The sequence below is a fragment of the Corynebacterium sp. HMSC072D12 genome, assembly GCF_001813925.1.
GTDB classification, from domain to species: domain Bacteria; phylum Actinomycetota; class Actinomycetes; order Mycobacteriales; family Mycobacteriaceae; genus Corynebacterium; species Corynebacterium aurimucosum.
The window spans coordinates 155822-170320 of sequence record NZ_KV814385.1; the positions used below are offsets into that span (position 1 = coordinate 155822).

11 protein-coding genes are annotated in these 14499 nt (G+C 59.2%); 8 read left to right on the forward strand and 3 right to left on the reverse strand.

The window, feature by feature from the left end; all coding sequences use genetic code 11:
• Positions 1-20 precede the first annotated feature (20 nt).
• Positions 21-1655, forward strand: coding sequence for a multicopper oxidase family protein (locus HMPREF2943_RS02595; protein ID WP_070710713.1), 1635 nt, complete (start codon positions 21-23; stop codon positions 1653-1655).
• A 292-nt stretch (positions 1656-1947) separates the two neighbouring features.
• Positions 1948-2667, forward strand: coding sequence for a trimeric intracellular cation channel family protein (locus HMPREF2943_RS02600; protein ID WP_210398915.1), 720 nt, complete (start codon positions 1948-1950; stop codon positions 2665-2667).
• Positions 2668-3046: 379 nt separating this feature from the next.
• Here HMPREF2943_RS02600 and rhuM read toward each other — a convergent pair whose 3' ends face one another.
• Positions 3047-4177 (reverse strand): RhuM family protein, encoded by a 1131-nt coding sequence (gene rhuM / locus HMPREF2943_RS02605; protein WP_083315637.1) that lies wholly within the window; start codon positions 4175-4177, stop codon positions 3047-3049.
• 428 nt (positions 4178-4605) lie between these two features.
• Here rhuM and HMPREF2943_RS02615 point away from each other — a divergent pair, with 428 nt between their 5' ends.
• Genes HMPREF2943_RS02615 through HMPREF2943_RS02625 form a run of 3 tightly spaced genes read left to right on the forward strand, consistent with a single transcriptional unit; the run spans position 4606 to position 9347 of the window.
• Positions 4606-5214, forward strand: a complete 609-nt coding sequence (locus tag HMPREF2943_RS02615) for a TetR/AcrR family transcriptional regulator (protein WP_070646275.1) — start codon at positions 4606-4608, stop codon at positions 5212-5214.
• A gap of 12 nt (positions 5215-5226) precedes the next feature.
• Positions 5227-8865, forward strand: a complete 3639-nt coding sequence (gene mfd / locus HMPREF2943_RS02620; RefSeq protein WP_070710715.1) for a transcription-repair coupling factor — start codon at positions 5227-5229, stop codon at positions 8863-8865.
• A complete protein-coding gene (locus HMPREF2943_RS02625) occupies positions 8865-9347 on the forward strand; it encodes a hypothetical protein (RefSeq protein ID WP_070710716.1) in 483 nt (160 codons plus the stop codon). Before mfd ends, HMPREF2943_RS02625 begins: the two co-directional genes overlap by 1 nt.
• Here HMPREF2943_RS02625 and HMPREF2943_RS02630 read toward each other — a convergent pair.
• Positions 9344-10831: an amino acid permease gene (locus HMPREF2943_RS02630; RefSeq protein WP_070646282.1), complete on the reverse strand. Its 1488-nt coding sequence runs from the start codon at positions 10829-10831 to the stop codon at positions 9344-9346. The genes HMPREF2943_RS02625 and HMPREF2943_RS02630 overlap by 4 nt on opposite strands.
• 81 nt (positions 10832-10912) lie before the next feature.
• On the opposite strand from HMPREF2943_RS02630, the gene HMPREF2943_RS02635 reads away from it, so the two are divergent.
• Complete coding sequence (locus HMPREF2943_RS02635; protein ID WP_070710717.1) at positions 10913-11530, forward strand: MazG nucleotide pyrophosphohydrolase domain-containing protein; 618 nt, start codon at positions 10913-10915, stop codon at positions 11528-11530.
• Here the strand turns inward: HMPREF2943_RS02635 and HMPREF2943_RS02640 are convergent.
• The gene (locus HMPREF2943_RS02640; protein ID WP_070646285.1) at positions 11527-11949 is read right to left on the reverse strand and encodes a hypothetical protein; all 423 of its coding nucleotides are present in this window, start codon (positions 11947-11949) and stop codon (positions 11527-11529) included. The genes HMPREF2943_RS02635 and HMPREF2943_RS02640 overlap by 4 nt on opposite strands.
• A gap of 239 nt (positions 11950-12188) precedes the next feature.
• On the opposite strand from HMPREF2943_RS02640, the gene HMPREF2943_RS02645 reads away from it, so the two are divergent.
• Positions 12189-12980, forward strand: a complete 792-nt coding sequence (locus HMPREF2943_RS02645; RefSeq protein ID WP_070710718.1) for a lysozyme family protein — start codon at positions 12189-12191, stop codon at positions 12978-12980.
• Between the two features lie 142 nt (positions 12981-13122).
• On the forward strand, positions 13123-14400 hold the full coding sequence (gene eno, locus HMPREF2943_RS02650) for a phosphopyruvate hydratase (protein WP_070447074.1): 1278 nt from the start codon (positions 13123-13125) through the stop codon (positions 14398-14400).
• Positions 14401-14499: the final 99 nt, after the last annotated feature.

Genomic DNA, 14499 nt, shown 5'->3' on the forward strand with positions numbered 1-14499 from the left:
TGATCTCTATCCTGGGAGGCATGTCTATCTCCGCTCGCCCTACAGTATCCCGCCGTATGTTCGTCCAGGGTTCCGTGCTCACTGTCGCCGGTGCCGCCGTGATGGGGCTGAGCGCCTGTTCCACCTCGGGATCGAAGAATCAGCCGGAGCCGCTGGGCTACGACGGCGAGCCGCGCGCTCTGCCCATCCCGCCCGTGGAGGAAGGAGAGGTTGTCGACGGCACACGCGTATTCAAGCTCACCGTCCAAGACGGCTACTCGGAGATCCTCCCCGGCAACGACCGCACGCGGACGTGGGGCTTCAACGGCGCCTTCCTGGGGCCCACGCTGCGCGCCCGCCGCGGTGAAAAAGTCCGCGCGGAGATCACCAACGACCTTATTGAAATGACCACGGTGCACTGGCATGGCATGAAGCTGCCGGCCTACTCGGATGGCGGCCCGCACTCGCCGATTGAGGTGGGCAAGACCTGGAAGCCCGAGTGGGAGATCATCCAACCCGCGGCCACGCTGTGGTACCACCCGCACCCGCACATGGCCACGGCCACGCATGCCTACCGCGGGTTGGCGGGCATGTTCCTTATCGATGACGATGTGGCCGATAACCTCGACATTCCACAGGACTACGGCGTGGATGACATCCCGGTAGTCATCATGGATGCCAAGTTTACCGATGACGGCCAGATTGATGAAAAGAGCGATAACACCCTGGGCCTTCTGGGCACCACGCCTCTGGTCAACGGCATCACCAATGCGCGCTTCGACGCCACCACGCGCCGGGTCCGCCTGCGCCTGCTCAACGGCGCTTCGATGCGCTTCTACACACTGGAGCTTACAAACGGCCCCTTCCACGTCATCGCCACGGACACGGGGCTTCTCGACGCCCCCGTGGAAGTCGACTCCCTCTTCCTCGGCCCCGGCGAGCGCGCCGAAATCATCGTGGACCTGGAGCCCGGCGAGGAGGTACAGCTGCGCTCGGTGCCGCGCAAGGATAACTTCGGGGTGCCCAAGGACAAGGATGCGGCTGACTTCGGCTTCCAAGATTCCTTCGACCTGCTCACCATTTCCGGGCCGGAAGAGTCCGCGCCCGAAGCCCCCGCCCTGCCGGCAACGCTTGACCCCGCTGCGGCGAAGACCCCGTCCACGCAGGGCCTTGAAGAGCGTGAGTTCGTGCTCAACACCTTCATGATCAACGGTGAGCAGATGGACATGGCACGCGTGGATACCGTCATCGACCACGATGCCCCGGAGATCTGGACCGTGACCAATGAGAACTCTGATTGGCCGCACAACTTCCACATCCACAACGCCCGCTTCAAGGTTCTTGACTGGGACGGCGATGAGAAAATGGATGTCTTCAACTCCGGGTGGAAGGACATTGTGAACCTTCCGCCGAAGGTAACCGCGCGCCTGCTGGTGGAGTTCGGCCACTTCCCGGATAAGACCATTCCGTATATGTACCACTGCCACATGCTGCTGCATGAGGACGAGGGAATGATGGGGCAGTACGTCATGGTCAATAAAGGCGAGAAACCCGACGTGCGCGTCAAACCCGCCGCCTTAGTCTTCGACCAAACCGCCACCGCCCACTCCGCCCACGCGGGACAGGTGGTGGACTCCTCCCGCAGCCCCTATGCGACGCCGGAGGCGAGGGCCTAACCTTTCACGATTCGCTCGTAGGCACGGCCGGCTAGCGCTGAGCTGTGCCAGCGGGGTGCCGATGCGGAGGAGCTTGAAACTTGCCAAAGTGCAGACTCGCCCCGTGCGTCGCCAAGCAATGTGTTGGTGCTTCACGACGCCCACCTGGGGGTCTGTACTTCCAGGTCTGCACATTTGGTAAAGACGACCGTCAGTAGGGTTCCTTTGAATCACACTGAGGCGGCACGGGGATAGTGAACTGAATCAAATTCACCATCATGATGTGAGCAGTACGCTAGGGTCAGTATCTGTGATTCAGGACGTCGACCCCCTCATCCATTCCCTGTACCAGGTCTTTGACCTCATCGGTGTGGTGCTCAATGGCATTATCGGTGGAACGATTGCACGCCGTAGGGAATTCGACATTATTGGCTTCGTCTTCCTGGCGCTCTTTTCGGCGCTGGCTGGCGGCATGATCCGTGACATGCTGATCGCTAGCGGCCCGGCAGCGGCTATCTCTGATCCGCTGTATCTCACACTGGCGTGTGTGGGTGCGCTCATTGCTTTCTTGACGGACCTAAAGGGCAAGGCCTGGGAGATCTTCCTCGAGCACGCGGATGCTGTCATCTTGGGCGTGTGGTGCACAACTGGCTGCGTGAAGGCGCTGACTCATGGAATGCCGTTTATTGCCTGCGTATTCTTGGGCGTCTTGACCGCAGTGGGTGGCGGAATGGTGCGCGATGTTGCTTCCGGCCAGATTCCCTCGGTCTTTGGCGGCAGCCCGCTCTATGCCGTGCCGGCGGTGCTTACAGGAATCGTGATGGCATCCTTCGCGTATTTCGACCAGTTTGCCCTCGGCATGGTCATCTCGCCCTTCGTGGGCTTTGGCCTAGCAGTTATGGCGTATTGGCGCGGATGGGTGCTTCCGCGAGCCGGCATTGCTCCCTTGAACTACACCGCGGCGCAGGTGGCATCGATAGCGCGGAAAGCTGAAATTAGGGGCTTTAGGCGAGGGAACAGAAAACGCAAATAGGTTCTCGTGAGATTTGAACCTATGACTTGCTCAATACGGTCAGTACCACGCGGCCCCAGAGGCCCTCGTCCAGCGCTTTCTCGATGTGTTCCTTCGCTTTTCAACATACGCGTCATCGCTCCGTCGAACCATGCACGGTGCCCGGGGCACGCAGCTGCCCGCTACGCTGTTTGGTCCGCGATAGTGCTTTCGGACCAAGATCTTTACTGCGCTCAACCTGCTTCTCGATCACTTCTCGGGCGACTGCCACCGCGTGATGCTCATGTATCTTAGGGGGCGCATAGCTAGATGTCGTTATCCACCCCTTGTTGCGTAGCTTGTGAGGAGGGTACAGTTTCGGACCTGCGCTGCATAAACCAGGACATCAAGATTAATCAATTTAATCCTTATCCTGTTTCAAGGTCTTGATTTCGGCTTCTAGAGCTTTCATGTCTATTTCGTTGACCTTATAATCGAGTTGGCTCTGGTAGGCATTCCATTCTTCCTCAGCTTTGTTTACTGCCTGCTTGTGCTTCCTCTTCCCGTATCCTTTGAGGACTTCGCGTTCATTGAAGACGAGCCAGGATTCCGTTTTTTCCACCCAATCTTTCAAGAGCATGGTCTTTCCCATCTCGGCTTGGTCTTCTGCATAGTCTAAATACATTGTGGTGAGCCTGCGCATACGCCTAGCTTCGTCTTCGGTAAGGAAGTTTTTCGCAATGCCCATGTCGCTCCTGTGAGGCGATTCTCCGCCCCACGTCGTGAGCCCAGCGTATGGCTTGGTGCGGTCTGCGCGCTCCCAGATTAGCTCTGCTGCGGTTCGGCCGTGGGTGGCGAAGTGAAGTCGGTTTTGAATCCCTGCGAAGAATTGTTGGACTTCTTTAAATGATTTCTTTTCTTGGTAGTCAGCGCTGGTTGCGGCTATGACGTCACAGATTTTGCGGAAGAATTGGCGTTCGGAGACTCGAATCTCTCGAATGGTTTCAAGTAATTCGTCGAAGTGGGTGTCAGCACCTTCGTTTTTGAGTTTTTGAGCGTCGATAGCAAAACCCTTGGTGAGGTATTCGCGTAGAACTTCTGTGGCCCATTTTCTAAATTGTGAGCCGCGTGGACTTCGTACGCGGTAGCCAACGGCGAGAATCATGTTTAGGTTGTAGTGATTAACGGACCTGGTTTGACCTGGTACTTTCAAAAGTTGTTTGAAAGTAGCTTCTGCACCTAATTCGCCTGAGCGTGTGATTGACTGAATATGATGCGAGACGGAAGCTGTGGTGACGTCGAAGAGATCGGCCATCTGCTTCTGGGTGAGCCAGGCGTCGTTGTCTTTTAGTTGGAGTCTTACGTGTGCTTTACCATCTTGGGTGGTGTACATAGCGACTTGGTCGGGGGCAGTCAATGGTATCCTCTCCTCGTTTTCTCGTACTTCCTGCTTGTTTAGTGACGAGTCGGCAGCGAATTTGTTCGGCTCGCGATCTAGCTCGCGGACAGCGCTGTCATCCTCACCCTGCAGTGAAACAGAGGCACCGGACATGGGGTAGGATACGGGATATATTCACGTTCGAGCACGTCGTCAAAGGTTTCTGCCCAGTGGGCGAGCATTTTATTGGTGCGGCGCGCTACAAATGCGATTACCTGTTGGTCTGTAAATGCCCGGAGCGGTTTCCACAGGTTCCGAGATATCGCCAGCGCAATAGCCCGCAACCTGCAAAGAAACAGGTAGACGGGCTATCCTAATCGGCTTCCCCACCAGGACTCGAACCTAGAATGACGGTACCAAAAACCGTAGTGTTGCCGATTACACCATGGGGAAACGCGCTCACATTATGAGCGCTGGGGGACATGTTACCCGACGGGTGCGTATCAGACCTAAACAGGTGGCCAAGACTCGCATTCCCGTTGCTTGCGGCTTACTTTTAGCTGGTGCGGGCCATGTCCAGTGGGGGAGATACAGTAGAAGGCATGGTTCGACAAAGGATGACCGGGCGTGAGCGCCGTGAGCAGTTGATCTCCATAGGACGTGCGGCCTTCGCAGAACGTGGCTTCGAAGGCGCCAGCGTTGAGGACATTGCAGCACGCGCTGGTGTGTCCAAGCCGGTGGTCTATGAGCACTTTGGAGGCAAGGAAGGCCTCTATGCTGTCGTCATCGACCGCGAGCTTGTCGCGTTAGAGAAGGTTGTGACGGATTCACTGCAGACGGGGTCGTGGCGCGAGCGCATCGAGCAGGGGGTCGTCGCCTTGCTGACCTACGTGGAGGAGGAGACCGATGGTTTCTTGATCCTCGTGCGTGACTCCAAGCCGGGAGAGGAGCGTAGCTTTTCCACGTTGTTGAACACGGCGGTAAATCAGATTGCGCATATCCTCGGTGAGGCCTTCGAACACCGTGGTCTCGACCCCGAGCTGGCGGTGCTCTACGGCCAGGCGCTCGTCGGCATGGTGGCCACCACAGCGCAGTGGTGGTTGGACGTGCGCGAGCCTTCGCGGGAGACCGTCGCAGCACACATCGTTAACTTGTGCTGGAATGGTCTTTCCGGCATGGAAGCAGCACCGAAGTTGAAGGGAGCTAAGTAGGTGGCAACGCCGATGCTGGGCGGGCTGCTCAAGGTAGCCGCCTCAGATCCGAAACTTAAAGGCCTCGCCTCCCAAGTGGGGGAAGCCTCATTGCACATTACTGGCATTGACCAGGCGCGCCCGTGGGCGATCGGTACGCTGGCACACCATGCGCCGGTGCTGGTGGTGACTGCCTCCGGGCGTGAGGCGGAGGACCTCACCGCGGAGCTGACGGCCATGCTGGGGGATAAGGTCGCCTACTTCCCAGCCTGGGAGACGCTTCCACATGAGAGGTTGTCGCCGGCCCCGGATATCGTCGGCAAGCGCGCGCGTGTGCTCGACCTGGTGGGGGCGGGCAAAGCCCAGGTGGTGGTGACCTCTGCCCGCGGGTATTGCCAGCCCATCCTGAGCAAGGTGGAGGGGCGTGCACCCATCTTCCTGAAGGAAGAAGATGAGCACGAGCTTTCTGATATCCTGTCGGAGCTGGAGTTTCGCGCCTATAAGCACGTGGATATGGTGGCCAAGCGCGGTGAATACGCCACGCGCGGCGGAATTCTCGATGTTTTCCCCACCACCTCGGATTACCCGGTGCGTGTGGAGTTCTGGGGCGATGAGATTACGGATATTCGCCAATTCTCCGTGGCGGACCAGCGCGCCATCCCGGAGATTGAGGTCGGCGAGGTTGCCATCTATCCCGCCCGGGAGCTGCCGATCACTAATGAGGTCGCCGCACGTGCCCGCGAGTTGGCGCAGAAGTTCGGCGGCAATGCGGCGCTGGCAGAACTGTTGACCAAAGTAGGGGAGCACATCCCGGCTGAAGGTATGGAAGCTGTGCTGGCGGTGCTTGCCGCCGAGCCCTTCGTCACCCTCCCCGAGCTCCTTGCAGCAGGCACCCATGTGTTGCTCGTGGCACCGGAAAAGATCCGCACCCGCATTGCAGACCTGGAATCCACCGATGCGGAGTTCTTGGCTGCCGGCTGGGAGGCTGCTGCGATGGGCGCGGATGGTCCACTGGCGGCCGAGGGCTTGGACACCTCGGCGTCGAGTTACCGCTCCTATGAGTCGTTGGAGGCGACGTGCCGGAATATCGAGTCCCCGCTGTGGACTTTTGCCCCGCCGGGGATGTTCGCCGCCGCCGAATCGGAGACCCTGCCACTGGACTTTGAGCCCGGACCTACTCCGCGTGGTGATATCCCAGAGATAGATGCCATGATGGCGCAGCTTCTGGCGCACACTACCGCCGGCGGACGTGCCGCCTTCATTGCCCCTGCGCAGGGTGCGATCAAACGCATGGTGGAGCGCTTCGCGGAAAAGGGCATTCCCACCAAGGTGGCCACTCCTGGGTGGGAGCCGAGCCCTGGTGAGGTCACCCTCTACCAGGCCTTGTCCCATGCGGGTCTGGTGTTCCCGAAGGTGCGTAAGCTCAAGGACGCTGAGGTGTTGCCGTTGGTCGTCATCACGGAAACGGATCTCACGGGTAACCGTGTGGGCGATATTGCGGGGGCGAAGCGTCGCCCAGCAAAGCGCCGCAACCGCGTGGATCCCCTCGCCTTGAAGCAGGGCGACTACGTGGTGCATGAGACCCATGGAATCGGTAAATTCCTCAAGATGGCCGAGCGCACCGTCCAATCCGGTGATGAGACCTCCCGTCGCGAGTACATCGTGCTGGAGTATGCGGCATCCAAGCGCGGGCAGCCTGCCGACCAGCTGTGGGTACCCATGGATTCGCTGGACCTGCTAAGCAAATACACCGGCGGTGAGGCACCGACGCTGTCCAAGATGGGCGGCTCGGATTGGAAGAACACCAAGAAGAAGGCGCGCGCCGCGGTGCGCGAGATCGCCGGTGAGCTGGTGGAGCTTTATGCCAAGCGCCAGGCAGCACCGGGCCACCAGTTTGGGCCCGATACCCCGTGGCAGGCGGAGATGGAGGATAACTTCCCCTTCATCGAGACGGAAGACCAAATGCTGGCCATCGATGCCGTCAAGGAAGACATGGAATCCACGGTGCCGATGGACCGCGTGGTCGTCGGTGATGTGGGCTATGGCAAGACCGAGGTGGCAGTGCGCGCAGCCTTCAAGGCGGTGCAAGATGGCAAGCAGGTGGCGGTCCTTGTGCCCACGACCCTGCTGGCGCAACAGCACGCCGATACCTTCCGCGAGCGCATGCAGGGCTTCCCAGTGGATATCGAGGTGCTCTCGCGCTTTACTTCGGCCAAGGAGTCCAAGGAGATTCTCGCCGGTTTGGCGGATGGTTCCGTGGATATCGTCATCGGCACACACCGCCTGCTGCAAACAGGCGTGCACTGGAAGAACCTAGGCCTCATTGTGGTGGATGAGGAGCAGCGCTTTGGCGTGGAGCACAAGGAGCACATCAAGGCGCTGAAGGCCAGCGTGGACGTGCTCACCATGTCCGCGACCCCGATTCCGCGCACCTTGGAGATGTCCATGGCGGGCATCCGTGAAATGTCTACGATTTTGACCCCACCGGAGGACCGTCACCCGGTCCTGACCTATGTGGGTGCGTACGAGGATAAGCAGGTGGCCGCAGCTATCCGCCGTGAGCTGCTTCGCGACGGTCAAGTTTTCTTCATCCACAACAAAGTTGCTGACATCGAAAAGAAAGCCCGCGAACTGCGGGACCTAGTGCCGGAGGCGCGCATCGTCGTCGCGCATGGCCAGATGAACGAGGACGTGCTTGAGCGCACCGTCCAAGGTTTCTGGGACCGCGAATTCGACGTCCTGGTGTGTACCACCATCGTGGAAACCGGCCTGGACATCGCTAACGCAAATACCCTCATCGTGGAAAACGCTCACCACATGGGCCTGTCCCAGCTCCACCAGCTGCGCGGGCGCGTGGGCCGCTCCCGCGAGCGCGGCTACGCCTACTTCCTCTACCCGAAGGGCGCCACGCTGACGGAGACTTCCTATGACCGTCTGGCCACCATCGCCCAGAACAACGATCTGGGCGCGGGCATGGCCGTGGCTATGAAGGACCTTGAGATGCGCGGTGCCGGCAACGTGCTGGGCGCCGAGCAGTCCGGCCACATCGCCGGCGTGGGCTTCGATCTCTACGTGCGCCTCGTCGGCGAGGCCGTAGAGACCTTCAAAGCGCTTGCCCGCGGTGAGACCCCCGTGGTCACGGACGAAGGGCCAAAGGAAATCCGCATCGACCTGCCGGTGGACGCACATATTCCGGAGTCCTATATCAACTCCGAGCGGCTGCGCCTGGAGGTTTACCGCAAGCTTGCAACGTCCAAGGACAACGCGGACCTGGCACACGTGGTGGAAGAAATGCAGGACCGTTACGGGCCTGTCCCGGAGCCTGTGGAACGCCTTCTCGCGGTAGCGCGCCTGCGCCACCAGGCCCGCCGGGCCGGGGTCAGCGATATTACCGTGCAGGGCACCCGCATCAAGGTTCACCCGGTGGAGCTGGCGGATTCCAAACAGGTACGCCTCAAACGCCTCTTCCCGGGCTCCAATTACCGCGCGGCGGCCAAGGCCATCCAGCTCAACTTCCCCAAGGCCGGCCGCAATGTCACTGACCCCAAGCTGCGAGACATTGAACTCCTGCAGTGGATGGCGGATTTCTTGGCATCGATGTTCGAACTCGAGCGCGTTGACGTCAGCGGTGCTAAGACTAAAAAGAACGTCATTAGCGTAGGAGAAAAATAATGAACGCCGCGAACAACCACAGTGGGCCGAGTAGAGCTAATCCCCGAATCATCATGATGGTGGTGTGGATGTTCGCGGCGTTGTTCAGTATCCCCGTCTCCCTGGTTATCAAGTTCAGCGGTGAGAATGGCGGCTGGCTCACCTTCATGTTGGTGATGTTTGGGATCTTCCTAGTTGGCATTTGGGTGTTGCTCGGGTTACTCCCGCTATTCATCCGCGCTGATTACCCAAGCCGGTTGGAGTGGGCGTGGGTGTCAATGGCATTGCTGTTTATCGGCTTCATTGTGGGCAATGCCAACCTGCCCGATTTCGGGGACATTGGGCCAGCCACCGTGCCGACGTGGTGGTCCGGCAACGAGGAAGCGGCCGAAATTACCGGCGGCATTTTCCTCGTTATCAGCGCCATCGGCCACGTGCTCTGGCTGACCACCTGCATCGCGTATGCAGTACTGTCACATCGCTCGGAACCCGAGGCCTTCTAAAGCACCAAACGGCCGGTGCCCAAGCCCCACACCGCGGCCACCGCGCCGATAATCACCAGTGCCACCACGAACCACTCAAAAGTGTTGAATACGCGTTCCTTCTTGTACAGGCGGGTAGCCACGTAAGGAATCATGCTGGGGACCACGGCCAGTGCACCAAGCAGCACGTAGACCGGGTCAGCAGCGTAGATGAGCCACAGTGAGTAGATGAAGGCGACCAAGCCGATGAAAAAGTGTCGGCGATTTTCGCGGCGGCTCACCTCCGGGCCCGAGATGTCGAAACGCACCCCGGCATGTGGGTGCGTTAGGCCCTTGCCGCGCACGGCCAAGAGAACTAGGTACAGCGAGGAGAAGATGTAGGGCAGCAGGTACATGATTGTAGCTAGCTGCACCATGGCGTTATAAGAGGTCTCGTTGAGGAAAAAGATAATGACGAAGAGCTGAATCGTCAGCGTTGAAATCAGCTGCGCTACCCATGGCGCGCCGGCAATGTTCACGGTTCCGATCTTGCGGGGGAGAAGGCCATCGACAGCCATCATGACGATTGGCTCTGCGCACAGCATCTGCCAGGACACGTAGGCACCAAGCACAGAAAGGCACAGACCAAGCGAGATGAGCGCACCACCCCATTCACCCACGGCGGCGGTGAGCACGGAGGCCATCGAGTTATCCGGCAGCGCGGCGAGCTCCTCCTGGGTGAGTACACCGAAGCTCAGCGTGGACACGGAGACCAGCAGCGCCAAGACGCTGATGAAGCCGATGACGGTGGCACGGCCGACGTCGGAACGGGTGCGGGCCTGCTTCGAGTACACGGATGCACCCTCTACGCCGATGAAGACCCACACGGTAAAAAGCATGATGCCCTGTACCTGCTCGAAGAGGGACTTATCGGAAGTCTTGCCCCAGATATCCAAGGTGAACTTGTCCCAGCTGAAACCCACGAAAGCGAGGATGATGATGAAGGCCAGGATGGGCACAATCTTGGCTACGGACGTCACCATGTTCATGATGGCCGCCTGCTTAATCCCGCGTGCGAGAACAGCAAAGATACCCCAGGACAACAAAGACACTGCGATGGCAGAAACCCAGCGGTGGTCGGCGTCAAAGAAAGGGACGTAGTGGCCGATAGTGTTGAAAAATAGGGTGGCGTAGCCCACCTGCGCCATCACGGAGCCGAGCCAGTAGCCCCAACCAGAGGTAAAGCCGATGAAATCACCCAAGCCGGCACGGACATAGGAGTACACGCCGGAGTCGAGATGTGGCTTGCGGTGAGCCAGGATCTGAAAAACGAAGGCAACAGAGAGCATGCCCACGCCAGCAATGAGCCAGCCGATGAGCATGGCACCAGGGCCGGCCACGGAGGCGATGTTTTGCGGAAGAGAGAAGATTCCGGCGCCCACCGTGGAACCGATGATGAGCGCGACGAGCGTCCACAGCGTCACGGAGTGCGTGCGCGGCGATTCGGTGAGATTGGAAGTGGTCATTGGTTAAAAGTACCCCTTTAGGCGGGCTTTTGTGCAACTGCAGCGAATGTTCATAGGGCCCGGGACCTATACTCGTTGTTTATGACTGTCCTGTTGTTAGATCCGCGCTGGCCCACCCTAATACCCATGGAGGCCGTTGGAAAACTGCAGGGACCTGTTGTTTTTACCGATGAAGTTCCTGTGAAAGTTCGCTGGGACTTCGACCAGTTACTGAGCGGTGAGGATCCTGCAGGCCACGGTGTTGTGGTGAGCACGGACCCCTCCCATCCGCAGGTGCGCGCGCTTATCGACGCCCACGCGGAGCTCATCCTCGCCCCTTCCTTGGAGGATCCGATGTGGCAGGCGCGCGAGGTGATGATGCGCGCGTGGCGCATAGGGGAGTGGGAGCGCGACCAAACCCACGAGACCCTGCTGCCATATATGGAGGAAGAGTCCGGTGAGTTTGCCGAGGCGGTGCGGGAGCATGCTTCGGATGCTGAGTTGCTTAAGGAATTGGGCGATGTCTTCCTGCAGATCCTCTTCCACGCCGAAATCGCGGCGCGCCGTGGGGCCTTCAACCTTGATGATGTTGCGATGTCTTTCGTCAACAAAATGCGCTCCCGCGCGCCCTACCTTTTTGATGGCTCAGAGGACATCGTGGGGGTAGAGGAACAGGAGCGCTTGTGGGCCGAAGGTAAGGCCCGAGAAAAGAAGGACTAGCCCTTCTGGATCATGGAGGACAGTAGGGGAGCGTAGTCCGCAATCTTGGAGGACAGGCCCGTGCCGCCGGTGGCGATGGTGTCTTCCTTGACAATCTTGCACTCGAGAGCGCGGTCAGCGGTCTGGCCGGCGTACTTCACCGCGGCAAAGGCCAGCGGGCCGAGTTCCTCGGTGGTGCCCAGTGCAGTGAGGTTCTTCGAAAGCTGGTTGCGGGTGGTATCCGGAGTCAGAAGCTCGACTTCAGTGCTTCGATCGATGAGTGTGAGGGTGCTGCGCAGGGCGTTGCAGTCAGCGGACTGGATGCCCTGGGAAAGGAAGCCGCCCAGCTCAGTGAGGGAAGCGGCGGAGGCGGTAGCGGGTGCGATGGCACCCAGAGTAACAATGGCGGAAGCAGTAGCGAGGATACGACGGATGGACATGGAACTCCTTGACTAAGAGAAAAGCACGTTTCTAGAACGGACAGTGATAGAACGTGGAGCACCAGCGGGGCCTCGGCTCTATGTTCAACGCTGCAGTGTAGCGCAGAATGTTACGCATGGGAACATTTTGACATAACTTTTGTTTCGCAAATTTCGTAGGGCGTGCCTATATAGTCGCCTCGTGGTGCCCTCTGTGTCGCTAGACCCCCTTCGCGCAACGGGCTGTAGTATTCACCTTTATGACGCAGGGGCTTAGGAGGATCGGGGGCTGTGGCCTTGGAATTGTCTTAGCCATCATTCTGATCATTTCCCTGGTGGCCTGGAGTCTTTCCTTCCTGGGTAAGCCATCCCCGTTCCGGCAGCTTTCCCCTGTCCCAGAGGATCTTCCACCGGTCGGCGGGGCAGAAGTGCCCAATATTGATGTCGACGGTCCGGGGCGCACGGCGGATAAATTGACGTGGTGGTCCGACCAGCTTGCTGATGCCACCAGCATCCCCGATCAAGCCTTGCGGGCCTATGGCAATGCGGAGTTGATTGCGCGGGAGTCCTGGCCGAACTGTAATCTGCGCTGGAATACCCTTGCGGGGATCGGTTGGGTTGAAAGCCGTCACGGGACCTATAACGGCAATCTCTTTCACCGTTCTACACTCGATGAGAACGGCTACCCCGACCCACCCATCGTGGGTATACCTCTCGATGGTACGAACAACACCACCATGGTTCCGGATAGTGATGGCGGCGTGATTGACGGCGATACCGACTTTGATCGCGCCGTCGGACCGATGCAATTTATCGCTTCTTCGTGGGAGCATTTAGGTCGTGATGCCAATGGCGATGGGGTGGCTGATCCCAACCAGATTGATGATGCTGCGCTAGGTGCCGCCGCATTGTTGTGTTTTGGGGATAGGGACCTTTCCACGCCGGAAGGCTGGCGCTCAGCCGTCCTCAACTACAACCAATCGGAGGACTACCTGCGTAAAGTGGCGGCAGCGGCAAATTCCTACGCCATTGAACAGCCTGCGACGTCCTAGTCTCTTCCTAGATCTTTGTCACGTTGTCCGTTTAAGCCCGACACGTTCCGAAGTTTTCTGGAACAATTGGCTGCAGGTGGTTTGGGAGCACCTCCCAGAACACAAACCAAGATCAATTTGGCTCTATAGGAGTGAAAGCAGCATGGCTGACATCATCCACGTAATGGCACGCGAAATTCTTGATTCCCGCGGCAACCCCACCGTTGAGGCTGAAGTCTTCCTCGACGATGGCGCACGCGGTGTGGCCGGCGTTCCGTCTGGCGCTTCCACCGGTGTTCACGAGGCTCACGAGTTGCGCGACGGTGGTGACCGCTACTTGGGCAAGGGCGTTCTTAAGGCCGTTGAGAACGTCAACGAAGAGATCGCTGATGAACTTGCCGGCTTCGAGGCCGATGACCAGCGTCTCATTGACCAGGCCCTGATCAAGCTGGACGGCACTGAGAACAAGTCTCGCCTCGGCGCCAACGCCATCCTGGGCGTTTCCATCGCAGCAGCTAAGGCCGCTGCCGAGTCCGCTGGCCTGCCGCTCTACCGTTACGTCGGTGGCCCGAACGCCCACGTCCTGCCCGTTCCTATGATGAACATTCTCAACGGTGGCTCCCACGCTGACTCCGGCGTGGACGTCCAGGAGTTCATGATCGCTCCGATTGGCGCGGAGTCCTTCTCCGAGGCGCTGCGTCAGGGCACTGAGGTTTACCACGCACTCAAGAACGTCATCAAGGACAAGGGCCTGTCCACCGGTCTGGGTGACGAGGGCGGCTTCGCTCCGTCTGTCGAGTCCACCAAGGCAGCGCTCGACCTCATCGTTGACGCAATCAAGAAGGCTGGCTTCGAGCCGGGCAAGGACGTTGCTCTGGCACTAGACGTTGCTTCCTCCGAGTTCTTCAAGGACGGTAAGTACCACTTCGAGGGCGGCGAGCACACTGCTGAGGAGATGGCCAAGGTTTACGAGGAGCTCGTTGCTAAGTACCCGATCGTGTCCATTGAGGACCCGCTGCAGGAAGATGACTGGGAGGGCTACACGAAGCTCACCGAGACTATCGGTGACAAGGTTCAGATCGTCGGCGATGATTTCTTCGTCACCAACCCGGCACGCCTCCAGGAGGGTATCGACAAGAAGGCTGCTAACGCTCTGCTGGTCAAGGTCAACCAGATTGGTACCCTGACCGAGACCTTTGATGCCGTCGAGCTGGCTCACCGCAACGGCTACCGCACCATGATGTCCCACCGCTCCGGTGAGACCGAGGACACCACCATTGCTGACCTCGCAGTCGCCCTGAACTGTGGCCAGATCAAGACGGGTGCTCCGGCCCGCTCTGAGCGCGTAGCCAAGTACAACCAGCTGCTGCGTATTGAGCAGGAGCTGGGCGATGCCGCTGTTTACGCCGGCCGCTCCGCATTTCCGCGCTTCCAGGGCTAAGTTTGCCACTAGCTTCTAGTGGCAGTCTTCTCGGACTGTCCGCTGAGCTAGCGCTAGTTCAGAAGGTGCCACAGGAAACTGTGGCACCTTTTGCGTTGG

Excerpts from the sequence above, each read along its gene's own strand:
- HMPREF2943_RS02595 (WP_070710713.1), top strand. The coding sequence starts at position 21 with ATGTCTATCTCCGCTCGCCCTACAGTATCCCGCCGTATGTTCGTCCAG.
- rhuM (WP_083315637.1), bottom strand. The coding sequence starts at position 4,177 with ATGTCCGGTGCCTCTGTTTCACTGCAGGGTGAGGATGACAGCGCTGTC.
- HMPREF2943_RS02615 (WP_070646275.1), top strand. The coding sequence starts at position 4,606 with ATGGTTCGACAAAGGATGACCGGGCGTGAGCGCCGTGAGCAGTTGATC.
- mfd (WP_070710715.1), top strand. The coding sequence starts at position 5,227 with ATGCTGGGCGGGCTGCTCAAGGTAGCCGCCTCAGATCCGAAACTTAAA.
- HMPREF2943_RS02625 (WP_070710716.1), top strand. The coding sequence starts at position 8,865 with ATGAACGCCGCGAACAACCACAGTGGGCCGAGTAGAGCTAATCCCCGA.
- HMPREF2943_RS02630 (WP_070646282.1), bottom strand. The coding sequence starts at position 10,831 with ATGACCACTTCCAATCTCACCGAATCGCCGCGCACGCACTCCGTGACG.
- HMPREF2943_RS02635 (WP_070710717.1), top strand. The coding sequence starts at position 10,913 with ATGACTGTCCTGTTGTTAGATCCGCGCTGGCCCACCCTAATACCCATG.
- HMPREF2943_RS02640 (WP_070646285.1), bottom strand. The coding sequence starts at position 11,949 with ATGTCCATCCGTCGTATCCTCGCTACTGCTTCCGCCATTGTTACTCTG.
- HMPREF2943_RS02645 (WP_070710718.1), top strand. The coding sequence starts at position 12,189 with ATGACGCAGGGGCTTAGGAGGATCGGGGGCTGTGGCCTTGGAATTGTC.
- eno (WP_070447074.1), top strand. The coding sequence starts at position 13,123 with ATGGCTGACATCATCCACGTAATGGCACGCGAAATTCTTGATTCCCGC.